This window comes from Stenotrophomonas sp. YJH_SMC_4 (assembly GCF_059371575.1).
In genome coordinates this window covers 202,627-228,894 of the sequence record NZ_JCAFUR010000005.1, presented here as the reverse complement: position 1 = coordinate 228,894, position 26,268 = coordinate 202,627, and the positions used below count along the sequence as shown (strand labels likewise).

The 26,268-nt window shown below is 66.0% G+C and carries 20 protein-coding genes; 7 read left to right on the top strand and 13 right to left on the bottom strand.

The genetic code is table 11. The annotated features are described in order from the left end of the window. Window positions 1-49: 49 nt before the first annotated feature. Window positions 50-676 (bottom strand): rhomboid family intramembrane serine protease, encoded by a 627-nt coding sequence (locus AC5P9F_RS10845; RefSeq protein WP_005410307.1) that lies wholly within the window; start codon window positions 674-676, stop codon window positions 50-52. 7 nt (window positions 677-683) lie between these two features. Further along, complete coding sequence (locus AC5P9F_RS10840; RefSeq protein ID WP_033832923.1) at window positions 684-2,249, bottom strand: POT-type proton-dependent oligopeptide transporter; 1,566 nt, start codon at window positions 2,247-2,249, stop codon at window positions 684-686. A 163-nt stretch (window positions 2,250-2,412) separates the two neighbouring features. Between AC5P9F_RS10840 and AC5P9F_RS10835 the strand changes: the two genes are divergently transcribed. Continuing rightward, window positions 2,413-3,261, top strand: a complete 849-nt coding sequence (locus AC5P9F_RS10835; protein ID WP_164225375.1) for an endonuclease/exonuclease/phosphatase family protein — start codon at window positions 2,413-2,415, stop codon at window positions 3,259-3,261. 118 nt (window positions 3,262-3,379) lie between these two features. Here the strand turns inward: AC5P9F_RS10835 and AC5P9F_RS10830 are convergent, their stop codons facing one another. Next, a complete protein-coding gene (locus tag AC5P9F_RS10830) occupies window positions 3,380-3,991 on the bottom strand; it encodes a superoxide dismutase (RefSeq protein ID WP_005410310.1) in 612 nt (203 codons plus the stop codon). A gap of 221 nt (window positions 3,992-4,212) precedes the next feature. Between AC5P9F_RS10830 and AC5P9F_RS10825 the strand changes: the two genes are divergently transcribed. After that, window positions 4,213-4,665, top strand: a complete 453-nt coding sequence (locus AC5P9F_RS10825) for a guanyl-specific ribonuclease (protein ID WP_005410311.1) — start codon at window positions 4,213-4,215, stop codon at window positions 4,663-4,665. Next, the gene (locus AC5P9F_RS10820; RefSeq protein ID WP_005410312.1) at window positions 4,665-5,078 is read left to right on the top strand and encodes a barstar family protein; all 414 of its coding nucleotides are present in this window, start codon (window positions 4,665-4,667) and stop codon (window positions 5,076-5,078) included. The genes AC5P9F_RS10825 and AC5P9F_RS10820 overlap by 1 nt, the downstream gene beginning before the upstream one ends. A gap of 102 nt (window positions 5,079-5,180) precedes the next feature. Here the strand turns inward: AC5P9F_RS10820 and AC5P9F_RS10815 are convergent, their stop codons facing one another. Next, window positions 5,181-6,947: a hypothetical protein gene (locus AC5P9F_RS10815; RefSeq protein WP_262094598.1), complete on the bottom strand. Its 1,767-nt coding sequence runs from the start codon at window positions 6,945-6,947 to the stop codon at window positions 5,181-5,183. A gap of 10 nt (window positions 6,948-6,957) precedes the next feature. Next, complete coding sequence (locus AC5P9F_RS10810) at window positions 6,958-7,557, bottom strand: NfuA family Fe-S biogenesis protein (protein ID WP_005410314.1); 600 nt, start codon at window positions 7,555-7,557, stop codon at window positions 6,958-6,960. Window positions 7,558-7,647: 90 nt separating this feature from the next. Between AC5P9F_RS10810 and AC5P9F_RS10805 the strand changes: the two genes are divergently transcribed. From AC5P9F_RS10805 to zupT, 3 genes are all read left to right on the top strand, one after another. Beyond that, the gene (locus tag AC5P9F_RS10805) at window positions 7,648-7,998 is read left to right on the top strand and encodes a 4a-hydroxytetrahydrobiopterin dehydratase (RefSeq protein WP_005410315.1); all 351 of its coding nucleotides are present in this window, start codon (window positions 7,648-7,650) and stop codon (window positions 7,996-7,998) included. After that, the gene (locus tag AC5P9F_RS10800; RefSeq protein WP_024956635.1) at window positions 7,995-8,411 is read left to right on the top strand and encodes an energy transducer TonB; all 417 of its coding nucleotides are present in this window, start codon (window positions 7,995-7,997) and stop codon (window positions 8,409-8,411) included. Before AC5P9F_RS10805 ends, AC5P9F_RS10800 begins: the two co-directional genes overlap by 4 nt. A gap of 98 nt (window positions 8,412-8,509) precedes the next feature. After that, window positions 8,510-9,319, top strand: a complete 810-nt coding sequence (gene zupT, locus AC5P9F_RS10795; RefSeq protein ID WP_099473675.1) for a zinc transporter ZupT — start codon at window positions 8,510-8,512, stop codon at window positions 9,317-9,319. A gap of 87 nt (window positions 9,320-9,406) precedes the next feature. On the opposite strand, the gene AC5P9F_RS10790 is transcribed toward zupT, so the two are convergent. After that, window positions 9,407-10,381, bottom strand: a complete 975-nt coding sequence (locus tag AC5P9F_RS10790; protein ID WP_012480803.1) for an RluA family pseudouridine synthase — start codon at window positions 10,379-10,381, stop codon at window positions 9,407-9,409. Window positions 10,382-10,788: 407 nt separating this feature from the next. Between AC5P9F_RS10790 and AC5P9F_RS10785 the strand changes: the two genes are divergently transcribed. Next, window positions 10,789-14,076, top strand: a complete 3,288-nt coding sequence (locus tag AC5P9F_RS10785; protein ID WP_180872245.1) for an Rne/Rng family ribonuclease — start codon at window positions 10,789-10,791, stop codon at window positions 14,074-14,076. A 116-nt stretch (window positions 14,077-14,192) separates the two neighbouring features. On the opposite strand, the gene AC5P9F_RS10780 is transcribed toward AC5P9F_RS10785, so the two are convergent. From AC5P9F_RS10780 to AC5P9F_RS10750, 7 genes are all read right to left on the bottom strand, one after another. After that, the gene (locus tag AC5P9F_RS10780; RefSeq protein WP_043034728.1) at window positions 14,193-15,077 is read right to left on the bottom strand and encodes an endonuclease/exonuclease/phosphatase family protein; all 885 of its coding nucleotides are present in this window, start codon (window positions 15,075-15,077) and stop codon (window positions 14,193-14,195) included. Between the two features lie 2 nt (window positions 15,078-15,079). Then, a complete protein-coding gene (locus AC5P9F_RS10775; RefSeq protein ID WP_495231941.1) occupies window positions 15,080-18,247 on the bottom strand; it encodes a discoidin domain-containing protein in 3,168 nt (1,055 codons plus the stop codon). Beyond that, window positions 18,244-19,080 (bottom strand): carbohydrate ABC transporter permease, encoded by an 837-nt coding sequence (locus tag AC5P9F_RS10770; RefSeq protein ID WP_005410322.1) that lies wholly within the window; start codon window positions 19,078-19,080, stop codon window positions 18,244-18,246. The genes AC5P9F_RS10775 and AC5P9F_RS10770 overlap by 4 nt, the downstream gene beginning before the upstream one ends. Then, on the bottom strand, window positions 19,077-19,958 hold the full coding sequence (locus AC5P9F_RS10765; protein ID WP_005410323.1) for a carbohydrate ABC transporter permease: 882 nt from the start codon (window positions 19,956-19,958) through the stop codon (window positions 19,077-19,079). Before AC5P9F_RS10765 ends, AC5P9F_RS10770 begins: the two co-directional genes overlap by 4 nt. Beyond that, window positions 19,955-21,295: a sugar ABC transporter substrate-binding protein gene (locus AC5P9F_RS10760; RefSeq protein WP_049459784.1), complete on the bottom strand. Its 1,341-nt coding sequence runs from the start codon at window positions 21,293-21,295 to the stop codon at window positions 19,955-19,957. The genes AC5P9F_RS10765 and AC5P9F_RS10760 overlap by 4 nt, the downstream gene beginning before the upstream one ends. Before the next feature lie 4 nt (window positions 21,296-21,299). Then, window positions 21,300-22,904 (bottom strand): glucoamylase family protein, encoded by a 1,605-nt coding sequence (locus AC5P9F_RS10755; RefSeq protein WP_024956629.1) that lies wholly within the window; start codon window positions 22,902-22,904, stop codon window positions 21,300-21,302. A 247-nt stretch (window positions 22,905-23,151) separates the two neighbouring features. Then, entirely contained in the window at window positions 23,152-26,208 is a 3,057-nt protein-coding gene (locus AC5P9F_RS10750; protein WP_495231940.1) for a TonB-dependent receptor, read from the bottom strand. Between the last annotated feature and the right edge of the window lie 60 nt (window positions 26,209-26,268).

The window sequence follows — 26,268 nt, the reverse complement described above, 5'->3', positions numbered from 1 at the left end:
GCGGGTCCCTGCCCCCGGGGGCGGATCCAGTGAATCCGACCCCAGCCCCTCAACCGCCGCCGAGGCGGAAGGTCGGGTTGGAAAGCTCGCGCAGGAAGTGGGTGAAGATGCTCGGCTGCATGGCCAGCATGAAGATCACACCGAACGCCGCGCCCGCCAAGTGGGCGCTGTGGTTGATGCGATCACCACCGCGCTTGTCCATCCAGATGCTGTAGCCCACGTAGAACGCGGCATAGACAATGGCCGGTGCCGGGATGAAGAACACCAGGATGATCGACCACGGCTTGATCAGGATGAAGGCGAACAACACCGCCGACACCGCTCCGGACGCGCCCAGGCTGAGGTAGTTCGGGTTCTTCTGGTTCTTCAGGTAGCTGGGCAGGATCGAGACCAGCAGCGCACCGATGTAGAACGCCGGGTAGGTCAGGTAGCTGCCGGTCAGCTGCACCATCACGCTCTCGATGAATCCCCCGAAGAAGAACAGGGTGATCATGTTGAAGATCAGGTGCGACCAGTCGGCGTGGATGAAGCCATAGGTCACCAGCCGGTCGTACTGGCGGTGACGGTCGATGGCCGGCGGCCACAGGATCAGGCGGTCGGCCAGCTTGCGGTTGTTGAACGCCATCCACGACAGGAGGGCGGTGATGGCGATCAACAGCAGATTGACGGGGGTCATGTCAGGCTCAGGCGCTACGGTAGTTGTCGACCATACGATAGCGTTTCGCGTACCAACCGAAGGCCAACGCCGCAACGAAGGCGAAACCGGCGAAGAAGAACATCAGGAATGCCGCCTCGCTCAGGCCCGTACTGGCGATCTTGTGGGTCACCGCATCGTTGCGCACGGCAGCGTTGGACAGCAGCACCCACAGGTTGCCGATGGTGGTGGTCAGGTTCCAGAAGCTCATCACCACGCCCTTCATCGCCTGCGGCGCCTGGCTGTAGGCGAACTCCAGGCCGGTGGCCGAGACCAGCACCTCACCGAAGGTCAGCAGCGCATACGGCAGCATCTGCCAGAAAATCGACATGGCATTGCCACCATCCATCACCACCTGGATGCCGCCGACCACGATCCAGGCCAGGCCGCTGAAGGCGATGCCGGCGGTCATGCGGCGCAGTGCGGTCGGCTCGAAGCCGAAGCGGCGTAGGGCCGGGTAAAGCACCAGGTTGTTGAACGGAATCAGGATCATCACCAGCAGCGGATTCAGCGCCTGCATCTGCGAGGCGGTGAACCAGCTCGGCATCTGCATCTGCTGGCCCTGCAGGACCCAGGTCGAGGCCTTCTGGTCGAACAGCGAGAAGAACGGCGTGGTCAGCGCGAAGATCACCAGCACGCGCAGCACGGAGCGCACACCTTCCACGGCTTCGGTCGGGTGCAGGCCACGGGCGCGATCGAGCTGCATCCAGGTGCCACCGCCAATACCGGCCAGGATCGACACCAGCGCCAGGCACAGGCAGATGACGATGCCCAGCGAGCCAACCAGGCCGAACGAGGCCACTGCCAGCACCAGGCCGAGTACGGCGATCACCAGGCCCGGACGGCCCTGGCCGGCCACGCGAGTGGTCAGCGCGGTACGCACCACGTTGGCGAACGAATGCGGGTCCTTCGGCGGCAGCGGCACCAGCACGTAGCGCTTGCGGCCCAGCCAGAACACGAAGGTGGCGATGAACATCAGGATGCCCGGGATGCCGAACGCCCACTGCGGGCCCCAGTTCTTCAGCACCAGCGGGATCAGCAGCGAGGCGAACAGCGAGCCGAAGTTGATGATCCAGTAGAAGGCGTCGAAAACGATCTTGGCCAGGTGCTTGTTGCTCTGGTCGAACTGGTCGCCCATGAACGAGGCCACCAGCGGCTTGATGCCACCGGCACCCAGCGCGATCAGGCCCAGGCCGAGGAAGAAGCCTTCGCGGCTGTTCTCGAACAGCGCCAGGCACAGATGGCCGGCACAGTAGACCAGGCTGAACCAGAGAATGGTGTGGTACTTGCCGAAGAACCTGTCGGCCAGCCAGCCTCCGAGCAGCGGGAAGAAATACACGCCGATCATGAAGCTGTGCATGATGTCCTTGGCTTCACCGGCACGGCCTTCCGCAGTGATTTCCTGCAGCAGCAGCGAGGTGATCAGGAACTGCACCAGGATGTTGCGCATCCCGTAGAAACTGAACCGCTCGCAGGCCTCATTGCCGATGATGTACGGGATCTGGCGCGGCATCTTTCCCTGGCCGGCGATGGGGGCAACTGCGTCGTGGCTCATCCTGTAAGGCAATCCTGCAAAGCGAAAGGCGCAAGGTTACCGGAAGCGGGGCTTGCGAAGCACGCTGCAGGGCTGCATGACAACGGTGCCAATCCATGGCAGGCAACGTCACTACATGCCGGAAGTCACGGCACCTGCACGACAAAAGCGTAAACTTATCGTTATGCGCCCCCTCTCCCACGCCCGTCTCCTGCTCAGCTGTCTCGTGCTGCTGCTGGCGTTGCAGGCACAGGCGCGGCCGCAGGCGCCGGCCGCCGCCAGCGGTGAGGCCGAGCCCCGGCAGCTGACCGTGGCCGCGCTGGAACTGCCCAGCCGCGATGATGCGCAGTGGAAGCAGCGCCGCGAACAGGTGGCGCACCTGCTCACCGAGCTGCAGCCGGACGTGATCTCCGTACAGCAGGTGCTGCAGCAGCAGGGCCGCAATCCGGCCTGCTGGCTGGCCAGCCGACTGCGCTACAGCTGCGACTTCGTTACCGCCGATCCGCCCAGCCAGCCGTTGCGGCACGGCAACGCGATGCTGACCCGGCTGCCGGTCAGCGAGGATGGCGTGACCCTGCTGCACCCACCCGGAACCTTCAGCGCCGCCGGCATGATGCGGCTGAAGCTGGGCCAGGCGCTGGTCAACATCTATGTGGCACGGCTGCGCCCGAACCCGGACGAGGCCACTGCCCGCCAGCACCAGACCAGCGACCTGATGACCTGGATCGGCGCCACCGCCGAGGGCATGCCCAGCCTGATCGCCGGTGATTTCTCGGCAACCACCGTCGAGCTCGTGCGCAGTACCCCGGGGTTCCAGCCGGCCCGGCGCAATCCGGGCGGCCGCCCCGAGCCGCCGGCGGCCAGCGGCGGTGGCGCCAGTGGTCATGGCCTGGACGTGCTGTTCCAGGTCAAGCACTTCGGCGGCATCCGCCAGCAGCCGATCCTGCTGCCGGCCGACGGTGACCTGCCGGGCCTGCGTCTGGGCGTAATGGCCACCCTGCGCCTGCAGGGCGATACGGCCACGGCCGAATAGGTAGTGCCGGCCGCTGGCCGGCATTCCAGGGCTGCCGGCCAGCGGCCGGCACTACCAATGCGGAAAACAAAAAGGCCGGGGTCTCCCCCGGCCTCTTCTGTTCATCCTGTTACCACGATCAGGCAATCGCTTCCTGGTAACGGCGCTCGACTTCGTTCCAGTCGATGACGTTGAAGAACGCGCCGATGTATTCCGGGCGGCGGTTCTGGTACTTCAGGTAGTACGCGTGTTCCCACACGTCCAGGCCGAGGATGGGGGTGTTGCCTTCCATCAGCGGGCTGTCCTGGTTGCCGGTGCTCTCGACCACCACCTTCTTGTCCGGAGTCACGCTCAGCCAGGCCCAGCCGCTGCCGAAACGGGTCAGCGCTGCCTTGGTGAAGGCGTCCTTGAACTTGTCGAAGCCGCCCAGGTCCTTGTCGATGGCCTTGGCCACGTCGCCCACCGGGTTACCGCCCGCGTTCGGTGCCATCACGGTCCAGAACAGCGAGTGGTTGGCATGGCCGCCACCGTTGTTGCGCACCGGACCCTGCAGGTTCTCCGGCAGCGACTTGAGCTTCTTCACCAGTTCTTCGACCGGCAGGTCAGCGTACTCGGTGCCTTCCAGCGCCGCGTTGACGTTGTTGATGTAGGTCTGGTGATGCTTGGTGTGATGGATTTCCATCGTCGCCGCATCGATATGCGGTTCCAGCGCGTCGTAGGCGTAGGACAGCTTGGGCAGGGTATAGGCCATGATGCATCTCCTGATTGCGAGGGCACCCGACGGTGTCGGGCGTTGCGCGGTGAATGATGGGGACAGACCGCCAGATTACCAAGGGGGATGTAAAGGAAATTGCGTCCTGCCGGTGAGCACGACGGCAATTGTTACGCAGCGGTGACGCGGCGCCGTCCTCATGCACCGTGCAGCGCGCAGGCGCTACAGTGCGAGCACCACCCTCGCCCGCTTCCTTGCCCATGCGCAACCCCCGGCTGCTGATCACCGCCATCGCCCTGCTGCTGCTCGGCCTGGTCGTCAACCATTTCATGCAGCGCCCGCCGGCGCCGCAGTTCGCGCCGGACCTGCAGGGTGCGACTGCCGCGCGCGCACCGGCCACGGCCACGCCCGGCAAGGGCAACGGTCTGCCCGCCTTCCTGCCCGCCGAAGCCCTGCAGACGATCGCGCTGATCCAGCGCGGCGGGCCGTTCCCGCACCGCCAGGATGGCAGCACCTTCGGTAACCGCGAACAGCAGCTGCCGCAGCGTCCGCGCGGTTACTACCGCGAATACACCGTGGACACCCCCGGCGCGCGCACCCGTGGCACGCGCCGCATCGTCACCGGCGGCGATCCGCCGGAGGCGTGGTACTACACCGACGACCACTACGAATCGTTCCGCAGCTTCACCGTACCGGCCCAAGGAGCGCAGTGATGAGCCACGACGATTTCGGCCTCGGCCTGCATGACATCAACAATGCCGGCGTCTACGCCATCGACAGCGACGACATCGGCGCACTGGCCGCAGCGATGCGCGATGCCGGCCTGAAGGTGATCCGCATCGACCTGGAAGGCGTCGCCGACAAACGCACCCTGCTCGCCCGGCTGGCGGCGCAGCTGGATTTCCCGGCTGGCTTCGGCGGCAACTGGGATGCACTGTCGGACAACCTGCGTGATCTGCAATGGCTGCCGGCCGACGGTTACGCGCTGTTCCTGGCCGACGTGGATACGTTGCGCGCCTCCACACAGAAGGATTTCGACACGTTGCTGGACGTGATGGACGAAGCCAGCCGCGACTGGGTCGGCCGCGACGTGCCGTTCTGGGTGTTCCTGTCGCAGAGCGCGTAGGGCAATGCCCTGGTAGAGGCCGACCTTGGTCGGCGTTCCTGTGCCAACCAAGGTTGGCACCTACCCAAACGCGAGCCGGCCAGGGCGTGGCGCGCCCCTCGCCTACCGGCTCCCGTTATCTTCCTGCAGCTCTTTCTTGAACGGAATGTCCGGCGGCGGCCGTGCCACCGCCGGCTGGTCCTGCATGTTCGGATTGGTCAGGCCGCAGCCGCCACCCGCCTGCAGGATCGAGATCACGCAGGAGATCTTCGTACCGGTGCCCGGCAACGGAATCTCCATCGACTTGATGCCCTTGCGCACCCATTCGGCCAGCAGTGATTCCTGCGGCACCCAATACTTGTCGAACGAGGTCGGCGTGTAATCGTACGGCGGTCGCTTCAACCAGGTGCCAGACTGCGCGATGCGCTCCTTGCTCCAGCCATCGTTGGCGCCACCGGGGGCACCACGTTCGGCGTGACCGCCACCTTCCTGCCCCGGCACGCGCACGCTGCCGTCGGCATTGAACAGGCCATTGCCCTTGCCGGCGGCACTGGCCTGGCTTGCGCCCCCGCTGGCGCCGTCGTGGTTGCGGCTCGACGCGCCCCAGTCGTCGCCCTTGGCAGGCGTAGCCCAGTTGCCCGGGTTGGGAGCCGGACGCGCGCCGGCCTGGGCCGGTGTCGTGCTGGAGGCGGATGGCCGTGGCGTGCTGCTGTTGGCCTGGGTTGCAGTGCTCCTGGCCGCAGGCGCGGGCGTTGCCGCTGGCGCGCTGCCACTGGACGTTGAAGGCGCCGCCGCGGGTGCCGACGCAACTTCGCGCTCGCGCACCTGCAGGTCACGGCCTGCCGGCGCACGCACGGTCGGCTCGCGCCCGGCCACAGCAGCCATCCGTACCTGCGGATCGACCACGGCCTGCACTTCGCGCTCGCGCACCTGCACATCGCGCTGCGGCACACGGACCTGTACATCGGCCGTGCGCAGCGGCTGCGATATCGCCGGTGCATCGACCGTACTGATTTCACGCTCCTGCACCGGGATGTCACGCAGCTGCGGCGTCCGCACCGCGATCTCCGGCGCACGCAGTGCGGCCGGGGCCGGCGGCGCCTGCACCGGCTGCACGCCGCGCTCGCGCACCGTCGGTACCGTGTCGCGCGGCACGATGCTGATCTCCGTGCGCGGCACGCTGACAGGTGGCACCACGAAATCCGCACTGGCCTCGGCTACTTCGGTGGCCTGCACCGGAGACGGCGGCGGTGCCGCGACCGGCGCCGGCTCGGATTCGGCGGGCGGCGGTGGCACGCTGGCCACTGCAGCCGGAGCGGGTGCGGACGCAGCTGCCGACGCGGACGCCGGACGCGGCTCAGGCGCCGTTGCGGCCCCTGCGTTCTGGCCAGCTGCAACCTGGCCCGGCGGTGCAGCGGCCGCCGCTTCCGCACCTGGCTGATCGCCACCGCCCTCCTGGGTAGCGCGACCGACGAACTCCACCTGTACACGCTCGCCCTCGGCGCCTTGTTCTTCCGGTGCCGAGGTGCGGATCACTGCCACCCATAGCAGCAGCATGAAGAACAGCAGATGCAGCAGCGCACTGGCCAAGGCCGAGACCCAACGCATCCAGCGCTGATCGCGCGGCGCAGCATCCCAGTCCTGCCAGAACAGACGGCGCAACGCTTGCCAGGGTGACAACCGGGGCAACTGCCCGGGTGGCCCTGGCAGCGGACGCGGCAGCAGCACCGCGATCAACTCGCTGGCGTGCAGCGGCCGCGGCAACGGACCGAGCGAGCGCAGCCACAGCGCCCAGCCATACGGCAGGCGCGTGGTTTTCTCGAGGACGGCCCTGGGCTGCTGGCGGGCCAGCAGCAGGTCGATGAACTGCTCGGCCCGGGTCAGAGGCACGCGTCAGCGATCAGGCGGCGTTGCCGCGAGGGATATACGGCGCGTGGCCACTGTCGTGGTCGGTCGCGTCGCGCACGGCGGTCACGCCCGGCACGCGGCCCATCAGGGTCTTTTCAATGCCCTGCTTGAGGGTCACGTCGGCCATGCCGCAGCCCTGGCAACCGCCACCGAAGCGCAGCAGCACCACGCCTTCGGCCGAAACTTCCTGCACGGCCACCTTGCCGCCATGCGAGGCCAGCTGCGGATTGATTTCGTTTTCCACCACCCAGTGCACGCGCTCGACCAGCGAAGCGGCATCGCCGGGCGCTTCGCCCTTGATGCGCGGCGCCTTGATGGTCAGCTGCTGGGTACCGGCACTGCCGGCGACGATGTCGATCTCGGCGCCATCGAGCCAACCGACGCTGCCGGCATCAACGTAAAGCGTGAAACCATCGCAGTCCACCGCCCACTCGTCGCCGAGCAGGTCGGTCGGTTCGGCGAACTCCAGCCGGGCGTCGGCGCGCGGGGTGCCGGGATCGACCGCGCTCAAGCGCACACCCATGCCGGGCACGCCCTCGCGTTCGATCAGCTTGCGGAAATGGGTCTGGGCAGTGTCGGAGATCTGGATCATCAGGCTATTCTAGCCAAGTAAGCGTCAGCCGCTCATTCGATTTATACACCGTCCGGCGCATTGTTCAGTCAACACGAGGTGGAGATTCCCATGGCCGACCTGATTCCACTGGCCCAGGCCCGTTGCGTGCCGCGCAAAGGCAGCGACCACAAGCTCGGCGAAGCCCGCCTGGCCGAACTGCTGCCGCAGATTCCCGGCTGGGAGCTGAGCGAGGGCGGACAGGCCCTGACGCGCACCTTCCGCTTCAAGGATTACTACGCCACCATGGCCTTCGTGAACGCGCTGGCCTGGATTGCCCACCGCGAGGACCACCATCCGGACCTGGGCGTGCACTACGACCGCGCTGTGGTGCGCTTTTCCACCCACGACGTGGGCGGCCTGAGCGAGAACGACTTCATCTGCGCTGCGAAGACTTCGGCCCTGACGGAGCAACTGCCATGAACGTACGCTTGCTGAGCCTGTCCCTGATTGCTGCGACCGGCCTGGCCGGTTGTGGCCCGTCGGAACCGCCGGCACCACCGCCGCCGCCGCCGACCGAAGTGGCCGCGGTGAAGACGCCGCCACCGCAGTACCCGCTTGAACTGGCCTGCATGGGCGTAGGCGGCACCAGCACCTTCAAGGTGACCATCGGCACCGACGGCAAGCCAAGCGAGGTCGCCCTGTTGACCGGCGCCGGCAACCCGCAGCTGGACGAACTGGCCAAAACGGCCGTTCAGGGCTGGCAGTTCAAGGCCGCCACCCGCAAGGGCGCTGCCGTGCCGGCCACCATCCAGGTGCCGGTCAGCTTCAACCCGCCGCAGCCGAAGCCCGATCAGTGCTTCGCCATCGAAGAACGCCTGCGCCGCGGCGGCTGATCGCGCGCGCCCCGACGAGGCCAGCCGACGCCCGCCTCGCCCTCCCCGCCCCGGGCTCATCCGGGGCGGCTGTCTGTTGACCAGGACCGCGTCGGTACATGCTGCAGATTCCCCCCGAAAATGTCTGGATCGCACTGGCGGTCACCCTCGCGGCCGGCCTGGCCACTGCCATCGGCAGCCTGCTGGTGCTGTTCTCGCGCCGCCCCAATCCGCGCCTGCTGGCGTTCGGCCTGGCCTTCGCCGGCGGCGCGATGGTCTACGTGTCGCTATCGGAAATCCTCAACAAATCCATCGCATCGTTCGCCCTGGCCTATGGCGAGCGCACCGGCTTCACCTACGGCACGCTGGCCTTCCTGGCCGGCGTGATCGTGATCGTGCTGATCGATCACTTCATTCCCAATCCGCATGACAGCCTGGACAAACAGGACCCTGCGTTCCGCGAGAACAGCCGCGAGTACCTGAAGCGGGTCGCGCTGCTGACCTCGGTGGCGATCACCGCGCACAATTTCCCGGAAGGCCTGGCGACCTTCTTCGCTACGCTGGAAAGCCCATCGGTGGGCATGCCGCTGGCCTTCGCCATCGCCATCCACAACATTCCCGAGGGCATCGCGATCGCGGTGCCGGTGTACTTCGCCACCCAGAACAAGTTCTATGCGTTCAGCGCCAGCCTGCTGTCCGGCCTGGCCGAACCGGTCGGCGCGACACTTGGCTACTGGCTGCTGTCCGGATCACTGTCGCACGCCACCTTCGGCTGGGTGTTCGGACTGATCGCCGGCGTGATGGTATTCCTGGCGCTGGACGAGCTGCTGCCGGCAGCCAAGCGCTATGCCAAGGGCCACGAGACGGTATATGGCCTGGTGGCCGGCATGGGCACCCTGGCGATCAGCCTGGTGCTGTTCAAGTGGTGAACGGCCCAGAAGGGCGCATCCACGCATGGCGTGGATCTACCCGAACAAGGTAGCGGCCGGGCATGGCCCGGCGCTACCCGGTCATTGTCAGCGCAGGCGGTCCAGCGCCTCGACCAGCTCATCGGCCAGCGGCGCGTTCAGCACATACGGGCTCTTGCCGTCGTCCAGCGCGAACTCCAGCGAGGCCGCGTGCAGGAACAGGCGCTTCAGCCCGATCTGCTCACGAAGCCGCTTGTTGACCGCCGGATCGCCGTACTTGTCGTCGCCGGCCACCGGATGCCCCAGGTGCTGGGCATGCACGCGGATCTGGTGGGTACGGCCGGTCTCGATGCGCACCTCGCAATAGGAATGGCCGCCGCGGCGCTCCAGCACCCGGAAGTGGCTGATCGATTCCTTGCCGATCGCGTTGACCTGCACATGGCGCTCGCCGCCCTGGCGCAGGCCGACATGCAGCGGCGCATCGACCGTCATCACCCCGTCGGGCATGCGTCCGGCCAGCAGGGTCAGGTAGCGCTTGCGGATGCCGGCACCGTGGTCTTCACGCAGCAGCGCCTGCAGTTCGCTCAGCGCCGAGCGCTTCTTGGCCACGATCAGCAGGCCCGAGGTGTCGCGATCCAGCCGGTGGACCAGCTCCAGGGTCTGCCCCGGGCGCAGCGCGCGCAGGGTCTCGATGGCGCCGAAGCTGATGCCGCTGCCGCCGTGGCTGGCCACGCCGGTGGGCTTGTTCAGGGCCAGCAGGCGCGCGTCCTCGAACACGATGGCCTGCTCCAGCCGGCGCATGAATGCCTCCGGGGGACCCACCTTGTCTCCCTCTTCGGTGAGACGAACCGGCGGCACGCGCACTTCATCGCCCGCCTCCAGCTTGCGCTCGGCCTTGGCGCGGCCACCGTTGACCCGCACCTGGCCACTGCGCACCAGCTTGTAGACCAGGCTGCGCGGGGCCCCCTTCAGCTGGCCGAGCAGGAAGTTGTCCAAGCGCTGGCCGGCGCGGTCGGCGGGAACGGTGATCATGCGCACGGAAGGCTTGTCGCCAGCGGGCTTGGTGGGGTCTTGGGCGGTCATCAGGCTGTTTATTCTGTTACACTCGGGGGGCGAGATAAGGGATTGATTTCGTTGGAAGTTACTCAGGGCCAGAAGCCCAGCTTCCGACGAATCCGGCACAGTGCGCGACCACCGCCCGCGGGGCGGCCATGTTAGCGGCTCACCGGCCTTCCCGGCCATCGCCGGATGCCTGACACGCAACCGTGCTGAACATGTCCCGCGTGGCGCTCCAGCCTGGCTGACAGCTGCCTGCGGCCCTGCAACACCCAAAAACCATAAGAGTGAAGCGCTCCCGCGGCCTGCCGTGGTGTCGTAGCGCTGGAAACCCAAGCCGCCCTCCCCGCGCTTGCGCGAATGGGCGGCGAGCCGTGTCCAGAGGCGAAACCCCATGGCGTTCCGCGCGGTAGCCGCTTGCGAGGAACGCAACAATGAAGCGAATGCTGATCAACGCCACGCAGGCTGAAGAGCTGCGTGTTGCCATCGTGGATGGCCAGTCGTTGTATGACATCGACATCGAACAGCCGTCGAAGGAACAGAAGAAGTCCAACATCTACAAGGGCCGGATCTTCCGCATCGAGCCCTCGCTGGAAGCGGCCTTCGTCGAGTACGGCGGTGGCCGCCATGGCTTCCTGCCGCTGAAGGAAATCTCCCGCGACTACTTCCAGGCCGGTGTCGACCACAACAAGGCCGGCATCCGCGAGCTGCTGAAGGAAGGCCAGGAGATCGTCGTCCAGGTCGACAAGGAAGAGCGTGGCAACAAGGGCGCCGCCCTGACCACGTTCATTTCGCTGGCCGGCCGCTACATGGTGCTGATGCCGAACTCGCCCAGCGCCGGCGGTGTGTCGCGCCGCATCGAGGGCGAAGACCGGGCCGCGCTGAAGGACGCCCTGGACAAGCTGAACATCCCCGACGACATGGGCGTGATCATCCGTACCGCCGGCGTCGGCCGCGATGCGGAAGAACTGCAGTGGGACCTGGACTACCTGCTCAATGTCTGGCGCGCCATTGCCGAAGCGGCACTGAGCAAGCCCGCCCCGTTCCTGATCTACCAGGAATCGCGCCTGATCGTGCGCGCCCTGCGTGACTACCTGCGCGCCGACATCGGCGAGATCCTGGTGGACACCGAGGAGATGTACGAGCACGCCCGCGAATTCATGCAGCAGGTGATGCCGCAGACCCTGCGCAAGCTCAAGCACTACAAGGACGACATCCCGCTGTTCAACCGCTTCCAGATCGAATCGCAGATCGAAGGCGCCTACGAGCGCAACGTGCGCCTGCCGTCGGGCGGCTCGATCGTGGTCGACCAGACTGAAGCGCTGACCGCCGTCGACGTCAACTCCTCGCGCGCCACCAAGGGCAGCGACATCGAGGACACCGCGTTCCAGACCAACCTGGAAGCGGCCGAGGAAGTGGCCCGCCAGCTGCGCCTGCGTGACCTGGGCGGCCTGGTGGTGATCGACTTCATCGACATGGCCTCCAACAAGCACCAGCGCGAAGTCGAGAACCGCCTCGCCAACGCGCTGAAGTACGACCGCGCGCGCGTGCAGGTGGGCCGCATTTCGCGCTTCGGCCTGCTGGAAATGAGCCGCCAGCGCCTGCGCCCGAGCCTGGGCGAGTCCAGCCAGATCGTCTGCCCGCGTTGTGACGGCCACGGCCGCATGCGCAGCGTCGAGTCGCTGTCGCTGTCGATCATCCGCGTGGCTGAAGAGCATGCGATGAAGGAGAACACCGGGCAGGTGCTGGTGCAGGCCCCGGTGGAGATCGCCAATTACCTGCTGAACGAGAAGCGCAGCGCCCTGCGCGAGATCGAACAGCGCCACGAGGCGCCGATCGTGATCGTCGCCGACGAGCAGCTGCACACCCCGCACTACACCGTGACCCGCCTGCGCGAGAACGAGCTGGGTGAAGAAAGCAGCAAGCCCAGCTACCAGCGCGGCACCCCGCGCAAGCTGCCGGTGCACGCGCTGACCAAGGGCCAGCTGAACATCCCGCCGCCGGCGGTGACCCAGGTCAAGCACACCTCCCCGGCCCCGGTGCGCGAGGAAGTGGAGCCGGTCGCGGCCGCTCCGGCCCCGGTCGCTGCAGCGCCTGTTGCGCCGGCCCCGGCGGGCGGCGTGATCGGTTGGCTCAAGCGCGTGTTCGGTGGCGAACCGGCGCCCGCGCCGGCACCGGCCGCCCCGGCTGCACGCCAGCAGCAGGACGGCGGTCGCAAGGACCGCAACAAGGATCGCAACAAGGACCGCAAGGACCGTCGCGACGACAATCGTGGCAATGGCAACGCGCAGCAGCAGAAGGACGGCGGCAACCGCAAGGACCGCGGCGAGCAGCGCAAGGACGGCCGCAACGGCAACAATGGCAATGCGCAGCAGCAGCCGCAGCAGGGCAAGCAGAAGGAGCCGCAGCACAAGGATGGCCAGCAGCCGCCGCAGCAGCAGAACAAGCCGCGCAACGAGCAGCAGGGCCAGAACCAGAACCAGCAACCGAAGCTGAAGCAGCCCAAGCAGCCGCGCCCGCAGCAGCAGGACGGTGACAAGCCGGCCGAGAAGCCGCAGCGCAATGCCGCCGAAGCACCTGCCGAAGCCGTGACCGCAGCTGCAGCCGTAGCCGCTACGGCCGTCGCCGCCAATGGGGTGAACGCGCAGGAAGCCACCGCGCCTGTCGCCCCGGTCGCCCCGGTGGAAGCGGCCGCACCGGTCGACACCGCTGCCAATGCGGCCAGTGCGACCGACGTGGTTGCAGTTGCCGGTGAAGAGGCTGCAACCGACGCCAATGGCGAGCAGGCTGGCGAAGGCGCAACCCGCCGTCGCCGTGGCCGTCGTGGTGGCCGTCGTCGTCGCCGCGGTGGCGCCGAAAACGCCGCCGGCAGCGACGCCCTGGGTGATGACCAGGACGAGGGTGATGACGGTGATGACGCCGACGGCGCCGAGCCGAACATCGACAGCACTGCCGGCACTGCGCCGGTCGCGGCTGTGCAGCCCACGCGTTCGCAGCCGGAGTTCGACTTCGATGACGAAGCCGAGCCGGTCGCTGTCGAAGCCGAGAAGCCAGCCCGTGCTGCCGCCGCTGTTGTCGCCGCGCCGGTTGCCGTGGTGAGCAGCGCTGTGGTCGAAGCCGCCGCCCCGGTCGTGGCTGAAGTGCAGGCACCGGTCGAAGCTGCGAAGACCGAAGCGGTGTCCTCGCCGGTGCAGACCAGCATGCTCGATGCCATCGACGCCGCGACCCCGGTCCAGCCGGTCGCCGCTGCCGCACCGGTCGCCAACGCCACTCCGGTGGTGGACGCTGCTGCGCCGGCCATCGAAGCAAAGCCGGTTGTGGCTGAAACGGCCGCGGTGGTTGAAGCCGCTCCGGTGATCGAAGCGAAGCCGGTCGCAGTCGAGGCCGCGCCGGTCGTGGAATCGAAGCCGCAGGTGGTTGAAGCAACCCCGGTGGTTGAAACCAAGCCGGTGGCCAGTGAGAGTGCCCCGGTGGTGGAGGCCGCCCCGGCCGTTGAAGCCACGCCGGTCGTCGAGACTGCGCCGATCGTGGAACAGCCGGTCGCTCCGGTGGCGGTCGAAGCCGCACCGATCGAAGCCGCCGCCCCGAGCGCTGATGCGGTGGTGACGCCGTCGATCGATCCGGTCGCCGATGGCCATGCCGACACTGCAGCCCAGGCTGCAGAAGCCAAGGCTGATGAAGAAGACGAAGAGGCCGCCAAGCGCACGCCGCCGGCGAACTGATCGCTCCTTGATAGCGTGAAAACGAACCGGCGGAGATCAATGATCCCCGCCGTTTCTGTTTGTGCTTCGGACCGAACCGTGCCAACCAAGGTTGGCACCTACCCAGGCGTGTCCCGTCAGGGTTTCGGCGCGAACTGCAGGCGGGTCCACACGCCGTAGTGGTCCGAGGCCCAGCGACCGCTGTCGTCGGGCTGGTCGAACAGGATCTTCGCCTCGCGCGCGACCATCTCGTCCTGCTGGAAGAAGATGTGGTCGATCCGCGACGGCGCCTGGTAATAGTGGCGGTTGAGCGTACTGACCCCGGACAGATCGGTGTTGACGTGCACGCTGCCGTAACTGTCGCCGTAATGGCTGCGCAGCTCGCTCAGATCGCCGGCATCCACCAGTGCATTGAAGTCACCTGCGATCACCACCGGCGCGCCCGCCGACGTCGCGCTGATGAAGCGCAGCAGGTCCTCGACCTGGCTGCGACGGATGCGTTGTCCGCTCTCATCACTGCGCTCGTTCAGATGCGTGGCGTAGACGTTTACCGGCGTGCCATCGACGTCGATGCGCAGGTGGGCCACGGTGCGGTAGTCGTCCAAGGGCTGCAGCAGATGATCCCCCTGGGCAAGGATCGGCCGCCGGGTCAGAAGCGCATTGCCGTAGCGCTTGGGCGCGCCGACCGCATCGGTGGACACGAACACGTACCTGTAACCAAGTTGGCTGGCCAGCCATTGCGCCTGGTTTCGCACGTTGCGGCGTTGGATCACCTCCTGCAGGGCAACCGCATCCGGCTGCAGGCGCTTGAGTTCGGCCAGGATGGTGCGGCGCCGGCGTGGCCAGTCCTCGCGGTCATGATGCAGGTTGAAGGTGACCATGCTCATGCCTGGCGCGGTGGCGACATCAGCCGCTGCCCCGGCGGCTGGATCGGCCGCCATCACGGCGCCCGGCAGTGCCAATGCAATGGCCAGCCCCAGGGCGCGCACGATCGTGCGCACCCTTGCCCCCTGCTGCTTCATCGTTACTGCCCCTTGCGCTCGGCGCGGCGCACCGCGCTCGGTACATCGATCTCGACCCGCGCCGGCAGCTGGTGCACGTGCAGTTCCTTGTTGACCCATTCGGCCGCTTCGCCGTTGATGGTCGCCTCGCCCGGATCACCGGCGTACGGCCACGGCAACACCACGCCACCGAGCGGTGGCATCAGGCCCGGCTGCACCTCCAGCACCAGCTGCTTGTCGCTGCGCTGCAGGCGGTAGTTGAGCTGGCCCTGCGGCGTGCGCAGGCCCTGCACGGCGATGCCCTCGCCCTGAAGCCAGGCGCTCGGAATGCCGGCGGCCAGCACCAGCGCATCGTCCATGTCACGGCTGTACGCGAACATGTCCAAGGCCGAGCGCACGAAGTCCGAGGCTACCCAGGCGTGCGGCAGGTCACCGACGAAGAACGGCTTGCGCGGCGTGCGCGAGACCACCTCGGCCCACTGGTTCCAGGCCTGCGGCGCACGGTCCCTGAAGAAGAACTCGGTGGCCTGCCAGGCGCGGTCACGCCAGCCCAGGCGTACGAACGCCGCCACGTTGCGCCACTCGTACGGGGTGTAGTCCTTCCACTCACGCTTGCCGTCACGGCGGGCCACGAACTCCTTCCAGTAGCGCTCGAAGGTCGCCTCCAGTGCCTGCTGCGGCAGTCGGCCCTGCTCGCCGCCCGGCGCCAGCGCGATGGTGGTCGAGGTCGCATCGAAATCGCCCAGCTCGGCCGAGCCCGGCAGGTAGTCGATGTCGTGCTGCTGCATCGCCGACAGCAGCGAGGCCTGCAGGTCATCACGGAACTGGTCACGCGATCCGGCGATCTGCATTGCCTCGACCTTGCCCAGCTGGGCCGCCAGCGATGCCGCGTCCTTGTAGCCGCGCAACGCCCAGAAATTATCCCAGTACGAATGCATCGGCTTGGCCGAATAGCCTTCGTGGCTGATCGAGGCCGGCATCATCCCGTAGAAGGCAGGATTGCGTGCGCGGTTTTCCTCGGTGCGCTCGCTGGCGCGCAGCTGCTCCATGTAGTTGTAGGCGCCCTGCACGTGCGGCCACATCAGCTCGGTGAACGTGCTGTCGCCGGTGTAGCGTCCATACTCGGCAATGCTGTAGATCAGTTCGCCATGGCTGTCGTTCTCCGGTACCGGGTCGCTGCCGCGCGCGTCGACGCAGCACGGCACCTTGCCGTTCTCGAACTGGTACGGCGCATACCAGTTGATGTAGTCACGCACGGCATCGCTGCGCCCCATGCGCAGCAGGCCCTCGGAAATCATCGCGCCATCGCGGATCCAGCTGCGCGCGTACGAGCGCGTGCCCGGCTGCAGGCGTGGGCCAACCCGCGAGATCAGCATGTGCGCGACGGCCGTGCGCAGGGTATCGACCAGTGCCTGGCCCGCAGCCGGCACCTGCAGCGAAACCACGCCCAGCTTCTGCCGCCATTGATCGGCCACCTGCGCCTGCGCCTTGGCCACGTCCAGCGCCTGCGGCGCCCAGCCACCGGTCTGCGGCAGCACCACCGCCACTTCGCGGCTCTGCCCGGGCTCGAGCTTGATCGTGTACATCAGCGCACCCGACGCCATGCCGGTGCTGTCCTTCACTGCGGTCGTGGCCGGGTACTTGCCGCTTTCCAGATGCATCGCATCGAGCTTGCCATCGAACGTACTGGCAAAGCGCGCATCCGGCACCTGCAGCGGATAGATGCGCGGCTCACCGTTGACCCGAACCAGCTGTTCGCCCACATCCAGTGCATCGATGCGGCTGAAGCCACCGACGGTGTTGAGGAACTGGGTGGGCGGGTTGACCTGCCACGGACGGATTGCCAACGCCAGGGTGTACTCGTGGGCGACCTTGTCCGGATTGCTCAGCCGGTAGCGGCCGATCAGCTGCGCGCGCTCGGGCGTGCCCTGCACGAAACTGGTCACCGAAAGCCCGGCCTTCTCATGCACCCAGTCGACGGTGGCGATCGGCAGGTAGTGATCCTGCAGCGACTGGGTGATGGCGACCTTCGACCAGTCCAGCAGCTTGCCATCCAGGCGGATGAACGGCTCGATGCTGAAGCTGCCCTTGGCCGGCTCCAGCGCGCCATCCTCGCTGATCAGCGCCTGCTCCTGGCCACCATCGAGGCCGAGCAGGGTCCAGTACGGCTGTTCGCCCACATAGGCACGCGGCAACGAACCGCGCGGCAGATCGGCGGCCACCGAGGACAGGAAGGCATTGGGCGTGGCGGCGAACGCCAGCGGCTTGAGTGCGATGTCACGGATGCCATAGCGCCAGTTCGGGCCGTCGCGCAGATCGAAACGCACGTAGCGCGCGTCGGTATCCGGCAGCGCCAGCCAATCGCGCCCCCCCGCACCGCCGGTCACCTCGCGCACAGTGCGCCAGTCCCGGCCATCCTCGGACGTCCGCACGGTGTAGCGATTGGCTTCCAGGTTCGGCAGCCAATCGATCACTACACCGCCGATCTCGCGGCTCTTGTGCAGGTCCAGGCTGATGGTCTGCTGCTTGACGCCACCGCTGATCCAGAACGTGTCGCTCTTGCCGTCGATCATGCGGTCCTGCAGCGCGGTGGCCGTATCGGCAATCACCGATGGCACCAACGCCGAATCATCCTGCGGCGGCAGGCCCTGCAGGGTCAGCTTGTCGAAGCACACCGTGCCGCGGCCACCGACCTTGCTGTAGATCGTGAACTCGACGGCGGCGCTTCGTGCCATCTCCTTCTCGGGCGAGGGACCCCACGCCTTGTCGATCTGGCGGCGGCGGTACTCGACCGGCGTCCACGCCTTGGGGAAGCTGTAGCCGGGCCGGTTGACCCACCAGACGTTGTCGCCGCTGGCATCGATCAACTTGAACTGCAGGTCGTTGCCCGGCGATTCGCCACGCAGCTGGAATCCGAAGCGGTAATTGACCGGGTATTCGATGTTCAGCGCGCGGCGGATGCCGACGTAGCCGGAGACATCGTGGAAGTCATAGTCCAGGCACAGCGCGCGGCCACCACCGGCACCACTGACCGGGCGCAGCGAACCGCTGACCTGGTCGGACAGCACCAGCGTCCAGGCCGCGATGTCGTCGAAGTCGTCCAGCACCTTCGGTGCCGGCAGCGCCGGTGGTGCGCCGATCGCCAGGGAAGTCCACAACAGGCCCAGTCCAACGGCGATCGCTCGCTTCATCCCTTGACGCTCCCCAGCAACAGACCTTGGATGTAGTACCGCTGCAGCACCAAGAACAACGCCAGCACCGGGACCACGGTGACCACCGCGCCAGCCATCATCATTTCCACGTCCATGATGTGCTCGCGCGAGAGGGTGGCCAGTGCCACCGGCAAAGTGTAGTGCTCCTGGTCGGTCAGCACGATCAACGGCCACATGAAATCGTTCCATGCGCCCATGAAGGTGAAGATCGCCAGGGTCACCAGCACCGGCTTGAGCATCGGCAGCACGATCTGGAAGAAGATGCGCAGCTCCCCTGCCCCGTCGATGCGCGCCGCTTCCAGCAGTTCGTCCGGGATGGAACGCGCGTACTGGCGTACCAGGAAGATGCCGAACACGCTGGCCAGCGCTGGCACGATCACGCCACCGAAGCTGTTGACCAGGCCCAGCTGCTTCATCAGCAGGAACAGCGGCAGCATCGCCACCTGCGCCGGAATCACCAGCGCCGCCATCAGCACCTGGAACAGGCGCTCGCGGCCGACGAAGTTGAGCTTGGCGAACGCGTAGCCGGCCATGGTGTTGAGCAGCAGCGAACCGACCGTGATGCCGAGCGACACCAGCAGGCTGTTGGCGAAGTTGCCGCCCATGCCAGTGCGCGCGAACAGCTCATGGTAGTTGTGCGTGGTGATGCTGGAAGGCAGCAGCGGCGGTGGGAAATGGCTGGCCTCGCCCTGCGGCATGAACGAGACCGAGAGCATCCACAACAGCGGTGCCAGGCTGACCAGGGCCAGCACCAGCAACGCACCATTGATCAACCACGGGTACCAGCGCGACTGGCCGATTTCACGACTCATACCAACTGCCTCTTGCGGCCGAAACGCAGCATCACGGTGGTCACCGCCAGGATGATCAGGAACAGCAGGAACGCCACGGCGGAGGCGCGTCCCAGGTTCCACCACTTGAAGCCTTCCTCGAACATGAAATACAGCACGCTGACGGTGCTCTGCAGTGGGTCGCCGCGGGTCATCACGTAGGGTTCGGCGAACAGCTGGAAGTAGCCGGACACGGTAATCACGCCGACCACCAGCAGCACCGGGCCGAGCATCGGCAGGGTGATGTGCAGGAACTGCTTCCAGCGCGAGGCACCGTCGATGCGCGCGGCCTCGTACAGGTCATGCGGGATCGCCTGCAGGCCGGCCAGGAAGATCACCATGTTGTAGCCGAAGTTCTTCCACACCGCGAACAGCATGATGGTTGGCATCGCCCAGTTGGGATCGCCCAGCCAGTCGATCGGGCTGATGCCCAGATGGCCCAGGCCGTAGTTCACCAGGCCGTAGCTGGTATGGAACAGGTAGCGCCAGATCACCGCCACCGCCACCAGCGTGGTCACCACCGGCGCGAACAACGCAGTGCGGAACAGCGCCTTGAAGCGCGCGGCCGGCGCATTCAGCAGCATTGCCGCGCCCAGCGATACGCCGATCGACAAGGGCACGCCGATCAACACGAAGTAAGTGGTATTCCACAGCGACTTCCAGAACATCGGTGTCTGCAGCAGATCGATGTAGTTGCCGAGGCCGACAAAGCGCAGGTTGCTGCTGTCAGCCAGGGCATACAGGTCGAAGTCGGTCACGCTCAGCGCCAGCGCCGAAGCCACCGGCAGGCCGAAGAACACGCCCAGCACGATCAGCGAGGGACCGGCGAAAATCCAGCCGGCAAGCGAAGTACGTTTCATTGCGCGCTCCCGGCGGCCACGGCACTGCTCGATTGCGGCGACGGAACGCGCTGCTGCAGGCGTTGTTGTTCATGCATCCAGCGGCGCTTTGCCAGCACCTTGTCCACGCGCTGGTCGAGTTCTTCGACGGCCTTGTCCTGCGGCAGGCCACCGCGCACCACCTTCTCGGTGACGATGCGCATTTCCTGCACGATGCGCTCCCATTCGAGCACCTTCGGCGTCGGCTTGACCCGCTCCAGCTGGTCACGGAACGCTGCGGCCAGCGGATCTTTGGCCAGCGACGGCGCACTCCACGTGCTGCGGCGTGGCGGCAGGTCGCCGATGATCGAATGGAAACGTGCCTGGATCTGCGGGCGCGACAGGAACTCGATCAGCTTCCACGACGCCTCCTTCTGCTGCGACTTGCGGAAGATCACCAGGCTGGTGCCACCGGCGATGCCCGCGCCCGGACCTTCCGGCCCCGGCAGCGCTGCGGTGCCCCACTGCCCTTCCAGTTCCTTCGGCTGCAGCTTCTTGAACTCGCGGATGTTCCATGGGCCGGAAATGTAGAAGACGTTGAAGCCGCGGAAGAACTCATCCCAGACGTTTGATATCTGCGTCTCGGACATCTTCGGCGCCCAGCCCTGCTCGAACATGTTGGCGTAGAACGCCAGCGTGCGGCGGAAGCCGGGGCTGCTGAAGTTGCCGCGGGTGTCATCATCGCGCAGCAGCGGATCGGGCTGCTGCAGTGCCAGCGACAGCTGCTGCTCGAACTCGTTGATCGGCATCAGCACCGCATAGCGGTTCGGGCCCTGCATGCGCTTGATCGCTGCCATCTGCTCATCCCACTCCTGCCACGTGCGCGGCGGGTGGTCGTAGCCGGCCTTGGCCAGCAGGTCCTTGCGGTAGTAGATCAGGCGCGTATCGACATACCACGGCACGCCGACCAGCTTGCCGTGGATCACGTTGGTGTCCCAGATGCCCTGGAAATAATCCTTCTCATCGACCACGGCAGAGCGATCGACGAACGGCTGCAACGGGGTCAGCGCATCGAGCTCGGCGAACTCCGGCACCCAGGTGTTGCCGAGCTGGCACACGTCCGGCAGGCCGTCGGCGGCGAACGCGGTCAGCAGCTTTTCGTGCGCAGCGGTCCACGGGATGTTCTGCACGTCCACCTTGATGCCCGGGTTCTCGGCTTCGAACTCATGGATCAGTTCGCTGACCACCTCGGCTTCCCGGCCCATTGCCCAGAAGCGCACAGTGGTCGTGTCCGGTTCGGTGCGGGCGCAGCCGGCCACGGCCAGTGCGGCCAGGGCTGGCAGTGTCCAGCGGCGCAGACGGTCGATCCAGTTCGGCATCGGGTTACTTGCCCTGGCCTGTGTTGCGGTTGGCATTGTTCTTCTGTTCCTGCGCGGCAGCCGCGCGTGATTCGGCGATACCCACCGCGCGTGCCGCCGCGGCCTTTTCGTCTTTCTGCAGTTCCAGCGGCTGGAACGAACCTTCCGGCGCCAGCCAGCCACCACTGAACCCCGCCCGCTCCAGGCCCTTGCGGATGTACGGGTTCTTCTTCATCACTTCCCAGACGAAATCATTGCGATAGTTGGCGATCATGGTCAGGATCGGCCCCTGGTCGATGGCGATGTAGTCGCTGGCGACCCAGCCACGATCCGGCACCACGCGGCCGGTCTTGATCGGGATGTCGTAGTTGAAGCTGGGATTGAACGAATCCAGGAAGCCGTAGCTGGAATAGATGTAATCGCCGTAGCGCTTGTGCATTTCCAGCGTGGCCGGGATCACCTGTTCCGGCGCGAACACCACCGACGCGATCGCGGCGGTCGGAGCGATGGTGCCGTCATCGAAGTTCTCGCGCAGGCCAGCGCCGCGCGAAGAGTAATGGCGGAACTGGCGCTGCTCGCCACGGTATTCCTGCGTGGTGTTCTGCGGACCATCGCTGGCGGTCAGGCCCCAGACGTTCTCGCCGTAATCCTTCCACTGCATCGGGTTGGCGATGGCGTACTCACGCTGGGCAAGTGCGGCCGAGCGGCTGTTGAGGAAGTAGGTGCTGCCGCGCTCGCGCATGTAGGCGTCCTGGATGTCGCGGAAGTCGATCCAGACGTGGCTGTACTGGTGGCCGAACAGCGGGCCGAAGGACAGGTATTCCTGGCCCTGGTAGACCCCCCAGTCGTTGTCATAGGTGCGCGTCCACACCGTCCACGCATCCGGGCTGACCGGGTGCGTCGGCGAACCCAGGGCAAGGATGTAGACCATCATGGCCTCGTTGTAGCCCATCCAGTCGTGGTCGATGAAACCGCTCTCGGGGAACCAGCCCATCGAGATCAGCGGCGCACGCTGCTGCAGCCAGGGCCAGTCGACCTTCTTGTACAACGTGTCGGCGATCTGGCGGATTTCCTTCTCGCGCGGATCGTCACCGTCGTAGTACGACTGCGCGAACAGCACCCCCATCATCAGCAGCGCGGTATCCACCGAGGACAGTTCGACCCAGCTGTCGTAGCGACGACCTTCCTGCATGTCCAGGAAGTGGTAATAGAAGCCCTTGTAACCCGCCTTGCCGGTACGCTGCGGGCCCATCGGCACGTCGCGGAAGAATTTCAGGGTAGTCAGGGTGCGGTCGATCGCCTGGTTGCGGCTGACCCAGCCGTTCTCGATGCCGATCGGATACGCGGTCAGTGCGAAGCCGACCGAGGCGATGCTGGCGAACGGCCGCGACGGATAGCGGTCCGGGGTCAGGCCATTGATCTCGTTGGTGGTATCCCAGAAGAACTGGAAGGTGCGGCGCTCGATGTCATCGAACAGCGGCGGCAGCTCAGGTTTCATCGGCCGCGGCGGTGCATCGGCCTCGATCAGGATCACCGGCGGCCGCGGCTTGGCAGGCTCCTGCTGGGCCGGCTGGCAGGCGGCCACGGCCAGGCTCAACGCTGCGGCGGACAACAGATGACGTGCCTGCATGGCGCGATTTCTCCGGTGGTCTGATCGATGGGAAAGCATACCGTCCAATGATCTGAAATCGTTTACAAGGTGCGTTCTTAAAAAACCACGAAAAACGTGGTTTGACACCGCGATCATTGCCCATGCCGATGCCCCCTGACCGGCAGCGGCATGGGCAATGGACCGGCACAGGGCCGGCCATTGCTGTTTTCACGCGCCCGATGCCGCCGGCGGAGCGGCGGCATCGGGGTCATGCATCCATCCGGGCTTAGAAGCGGAAGCCCACTTCGGCCTTGACCTGGCGCGGCGTACCGACGATGTCGCCGGTCTCGTTGTAGCTCGCGGTCAACTTGCCATTCTTGTAGTAGTTGTAGTTCGAGAAATTGTCGAAGTTGAACACGTTGATGATGTCGATACGCGCATACAGCTCGGTATCGCCCGGCATCTTGAACGTCTTCGTCGCCTGCAGGTCGACCGAGCGATAACCGAAGATCTTGCCACCCAGCAGGAACTTGCCGTTGCCACCCGGAACCGCCGCCATCGGGGTCGGCAGGTCGAAGCCATTGGCCTGCGGCACGCCGTACCAGTCGTTGATCGCGGTCGGGGTGGCCAGGGTGATCTTGCCACCGAAGGTGATGCCCCAGAAGCCCGCATACGAACCGGTCACCACCAGGCGGTGACGCGGCGCGCCGTTGGAGCGGATGGTCGGGTAGTCACCGATCACGCCACGGTCGAACGCGTAGTGCTCGTTGATGTCACGGTTGTGGCGGGCGGTGGTCCAGGTATAGGCGATGGAGGTGCCCCAGCCGCTTTCCTGGGTGAACGGCTTCTGCGCCGACAACAGGATCTGGGTAGCACGGGTCTTGATGCCCTGCTGGCCGATGATCAGGCTGCCGAAGCCCGGTACGTTGCAGCTCCACGCCTGGCCCAGACCGGCTTCGGTGCCACCGCACAGACGCGGATCGTCGAAGAAGTTGCCGGTCGGGTAGCGATTGCCCAGGGTGAAGGCGAAGCCGTCATAGGTGAGCGTGCGCGAGATGGTGGCGTCGGTCAGCCAGTCGCCGATCTGGTTGCTCATGCCCAGGCTGAACTGGTCAGCGTAGGGCACCTTCAGATTGTTGTTCAGCAGGTCGACTTCCAGGCCGGCATTGCTGGTCGAACCGACCAGGCTCTGGAGGTTGCCGATACCGTTGAGCAGGTTCGGGTTCCAGTCATAGCACGCGGCGTTGCCCTGGAAGCACTGACCGGTTGCCGGATTGCGGAAGTAGATCGTCGGCTGCGGCAGGGCCAGCTTGGTGGTTTCCAGCTGCAGGTAGTCGAACAGGTCGCGGTCGTAGGAACGACCGGCACCACCGTGGATCACGTGCTGCTCGTCGGCATTGATGTCATACGAGAAACCCAGACGCGGCTGCCAGGCATTCTTGAATGCCTTGCGGTTGTGGCCGTTGCTGATGTAATCGTTGATGTTCAGGCCGCTCAGCGCCAGCGTGTCGGCGTAGCTCTGGCCAGCGGCGGCACGCGGATCCTGCGCGAACAGCGCATTGACCACTTCCGGCGGGGTCACGAAGTCCAGATAGGACGGGTTCTTCTCGTAGTCCCAGCGCAGGCCGAGGTTCAGCTGCAGGTGGTCGTTGACCTGCCAGTCATCCTGGATGAACAGACCGATCTGCTTCACCTTCGAGCGCACTTCGCCGGACACGCCGGACACGCCGGTGACCGGCTTCACGAACTGGGCCTTGTACGGGACGCTGTCCGGGAAGGTCGGGTTGTCGATGGTGTAGTAGAACTGCGGATTGATCTGCGCCGCATCGGAGGCGTACAGGTCGATCTGCTTGTACTTGGCACCCATCTTGATGGTGTGGTCGCCCGCCCACTGGATGCCATCCAGGGTCAGGTTGTCTTCGACCGACCAGCCCTTCTGGCCCTTCACCTGCGACGACATTGCCGAGGAACCACCGATCGAGACGATGGCGCGCTCCTCGTTCTTGCCGTCCGGCGCGGTGTAGTTGAAACCGTTGCCCATGCTCAGCGACTTGGGATTGTTGAACGAATCCTCGTGGGTAACCATCAGCTCGTTGTAGTAACGCTCACCGCTGTGGTTCCAGCGCAGCGCGTAACGGCGGTCAGTGTTCTTGGTTTCCTTGCCGTGCATCGGCGCGGTCTGGTCCGAGAACTGCTGCTGGGTTTCATCACGGTCCTGGAAGGTCAGTTCCAGGCGATCGTTGTCGGTCGGCTCGAAGTCGACCTTGGCGAAGATCAGGTCCTGCTGGAACGGCTGGCTGGCCGGGCCCAGGCCGGCCTGGGCATCAGCCGGGACGCGGTTGGCCTTGTTGGTCACCGAACCATGCGGTGCGATGGTCACCGGCAGATCGAAGCGCTTGGCTTCATAGGTCACGAAGAAGTGGGCCTTGTCCTTGACGATCGGGCCGCCCAGGGCGAAGCCGTATTCCTTCTCGGCCGAATCCTCCTTGCCCTTGCCCGGCTGACGCTCGGCCGGGGTCATCGCGCGCATGCTGTCGTTGGTATAACGGTAGAAGGTTTCACCCTTGAACTCGTTGGTACCCGACTTGGTCGCGGCCGTGACCGCTGCACTGGACACCTGGCCGTACTCGGCCTTGTAGTTGCCGGTGATGACCTTGTACTCGCCGATGGCCAGCTGCGGGAACGGGTTACCGGCACTGCCGGACTGACCGGCCACGCCGCCGCCCTTGACGTAGCTCTTCTGGCCCACACCGTCGATGTACACGTTGGTGCCGTCGGAGTTGGTGGCACCGCCGCGCAGCGAGGTGTTGCCCTTGGCGTCGCGGGTGAAGATCATGCCCGGCACCGCGTCGGCGAACTCCAGGAAGTTGCGCGAGACCTGCGGGGTGGTCTGGATCTGCTGCAGGCTGACGGTCTTGCCGACTTCGGACGTGCGCACTTCCTGCAGCAGGGTCGGCGCGACGACGTTGACAGTGTCCAGGTTGGTGGCTGCGGTCGTACCCGGGGTGCTGCTGGCAGCGCCGGCAAAGTTCAGGGTAGCGGTCGAGGCCACGGTGACGGTGACCTTCTGCGACTGGCCGTTGGCGACCACGTCATAGGTGCCCGGGTCCAGGCCCATCAGCGAGTAGCTTCCATCGGCACGGACGGTACCGCGACGGACGGTGCCGGTGGCCACGTTGGTGGCGGTCACCTCAGCGCCGGCCTGCGCGCCGGAAACCTGGCCGCGCAGGCTGGCATTGGCCGACTGCGCCATGACGTTCGGAGCAGCAGCCAGCATCAGGCAGCTGACCAGTGCGGTGCTCAGCAGCCGGCGTGCCGGCGTGCGGAAGGTGGTGTGCATCATCAACTCAATCTCCGGGTGGCGGTAACCGCTTGCGCGGTCCCTGCGATCAATCAAAAAAGA

Coding starts and splice junctions, on each gene's coding strand:
- AC5P9F_RS10755 (WP_024956629.1), bottom strand. CDS start 22,904: ATGCAGGCACGTCATCTGTTGTCCGCCGCAGCGTTGAGCCTGGCCGTG.
- zupT (WP_099473675.1), top strand. CDS start 8,510: ATGCTGCAGATTCCCCCCGAAAATGTCTGGATCGCACTGGCGGTCACC.
- AC5P9F_RS10825 (WP_005410311.1), top strand. CDS start 4,213: ATGCGCAACCCCCGGCTGCTGATCACCGCCATCGCCCTGCTGCTGCTC.
- AC5P9F_RS10845 (WP_005410307.1), bottom strand. CDS start 676: ATGACCCCCGTCAATCTGCTGTTGATCGCCATCACCGCCCTCCTGTCG.
- AC5P9F_RS10760 (WP_049459784.1), bottom strand. CDS start 21,295: ATGCCGAACTGGATCGACCGTCTGCGCCGCTGGACACTGCCAGCCCTG.
- AC5P9F_RS10785 (WP_180872245.1), top strand. CDS start 10,789: ATGAAGCGAATGCTGATCAACGCCACGCAGGCTGAAGAGCTGCGTGTT.
- AC5P9F_RS10840 (WP_033832923.1), bottom strand. CDS start 2,249: ATGAGCCACGACGCAGTTGCCCCCATCGCCGGCCAGGGAAAGATGCCG.
- AC5P9F_RS10800 (WP_024956635.1), top strand. CDS start 7,995: ATGAACGTACGCTTGCTGAGCCTGTCCCTGATTGCTGCGACCGGCCTG.
- AC5P9F_RS10765 (WP_005410323.1), bottom strand. CDS start 19,958: ATGAAACGTACTTCGCTTGCCGGCTGGATTTTCGCCGGTCCCTCGCTG.
- AC5P9F_RS10780 (WP_043034728.1), bottom strand. CDS start 15,077: ATGAAGCAGCAGGGGGCAAGGGTGCGCACGATCGTGCGCGCCCTGGGG.
- AC5P9F_RS10775 (WP_495231941.1), bottom strand. CDS start 18,247: ATGAAGCGAGCGATCGCCGTTGGACTGGGCCTGTTGTGGACTTCCCTG.
- AC5P9F_RS10805 (WP_005410315.1), top strand. CDS start 7,648: ATGGCCGACCTGATTCCACTGGCCCAGGCCCGTTGCGTGCCGCGCAAA.
- AC5P9F_RS10835 (WP_164225375.1), top strand. CDS start 2,413: ATGCGCCCCCTCTCCCACGCCCGTCTCCTGCTCAGCTGTCTCGTGCTG.
- AC5P9F_RS10830 (WP_005410310.1), bottom strand. CDS start 3,991: ATGGCCTATACCCTGCCCAAGCTGTCCTACGCCTACGACGCGCTGGAA.
- AC5P9F_RS10810 (WP_005410314.1), bottom strand. CDS start 7,557: ATGATCCAGATCTCCGACACTGCCCAGACCCATTTCCGCAAGCTGATC.
- AC5P9F_RS10820 (WP_005410312.1), top strand. CDS start 4,665: ATGAGCCACGACGATTTCGGCCTCGGCCTGCATGACATCAACAATGCC.
- AC5P9F_RS10770 (WP_005410322.1), bottom strand. CDS start 19,080: ATGAGTCGTGAAATCGGCCAGTCGCGCTGGTACCCGTGGTTGATCAAT.
- AC5P9F_RS10750 (WP_495231940.1), bottom strand. CDS start 26,208: ATGATGCACACCACCTTCCGCACGCCGGCACGCCGGCTGCTGAGCACC.
- AC5P9F_RS10790 (WP_012480803.1), bottom strand. CDS start 10,381: ATGACCGCCCAAGACCCCACCAAGCCCGCTGGCGACAAGCCTTCCGTG.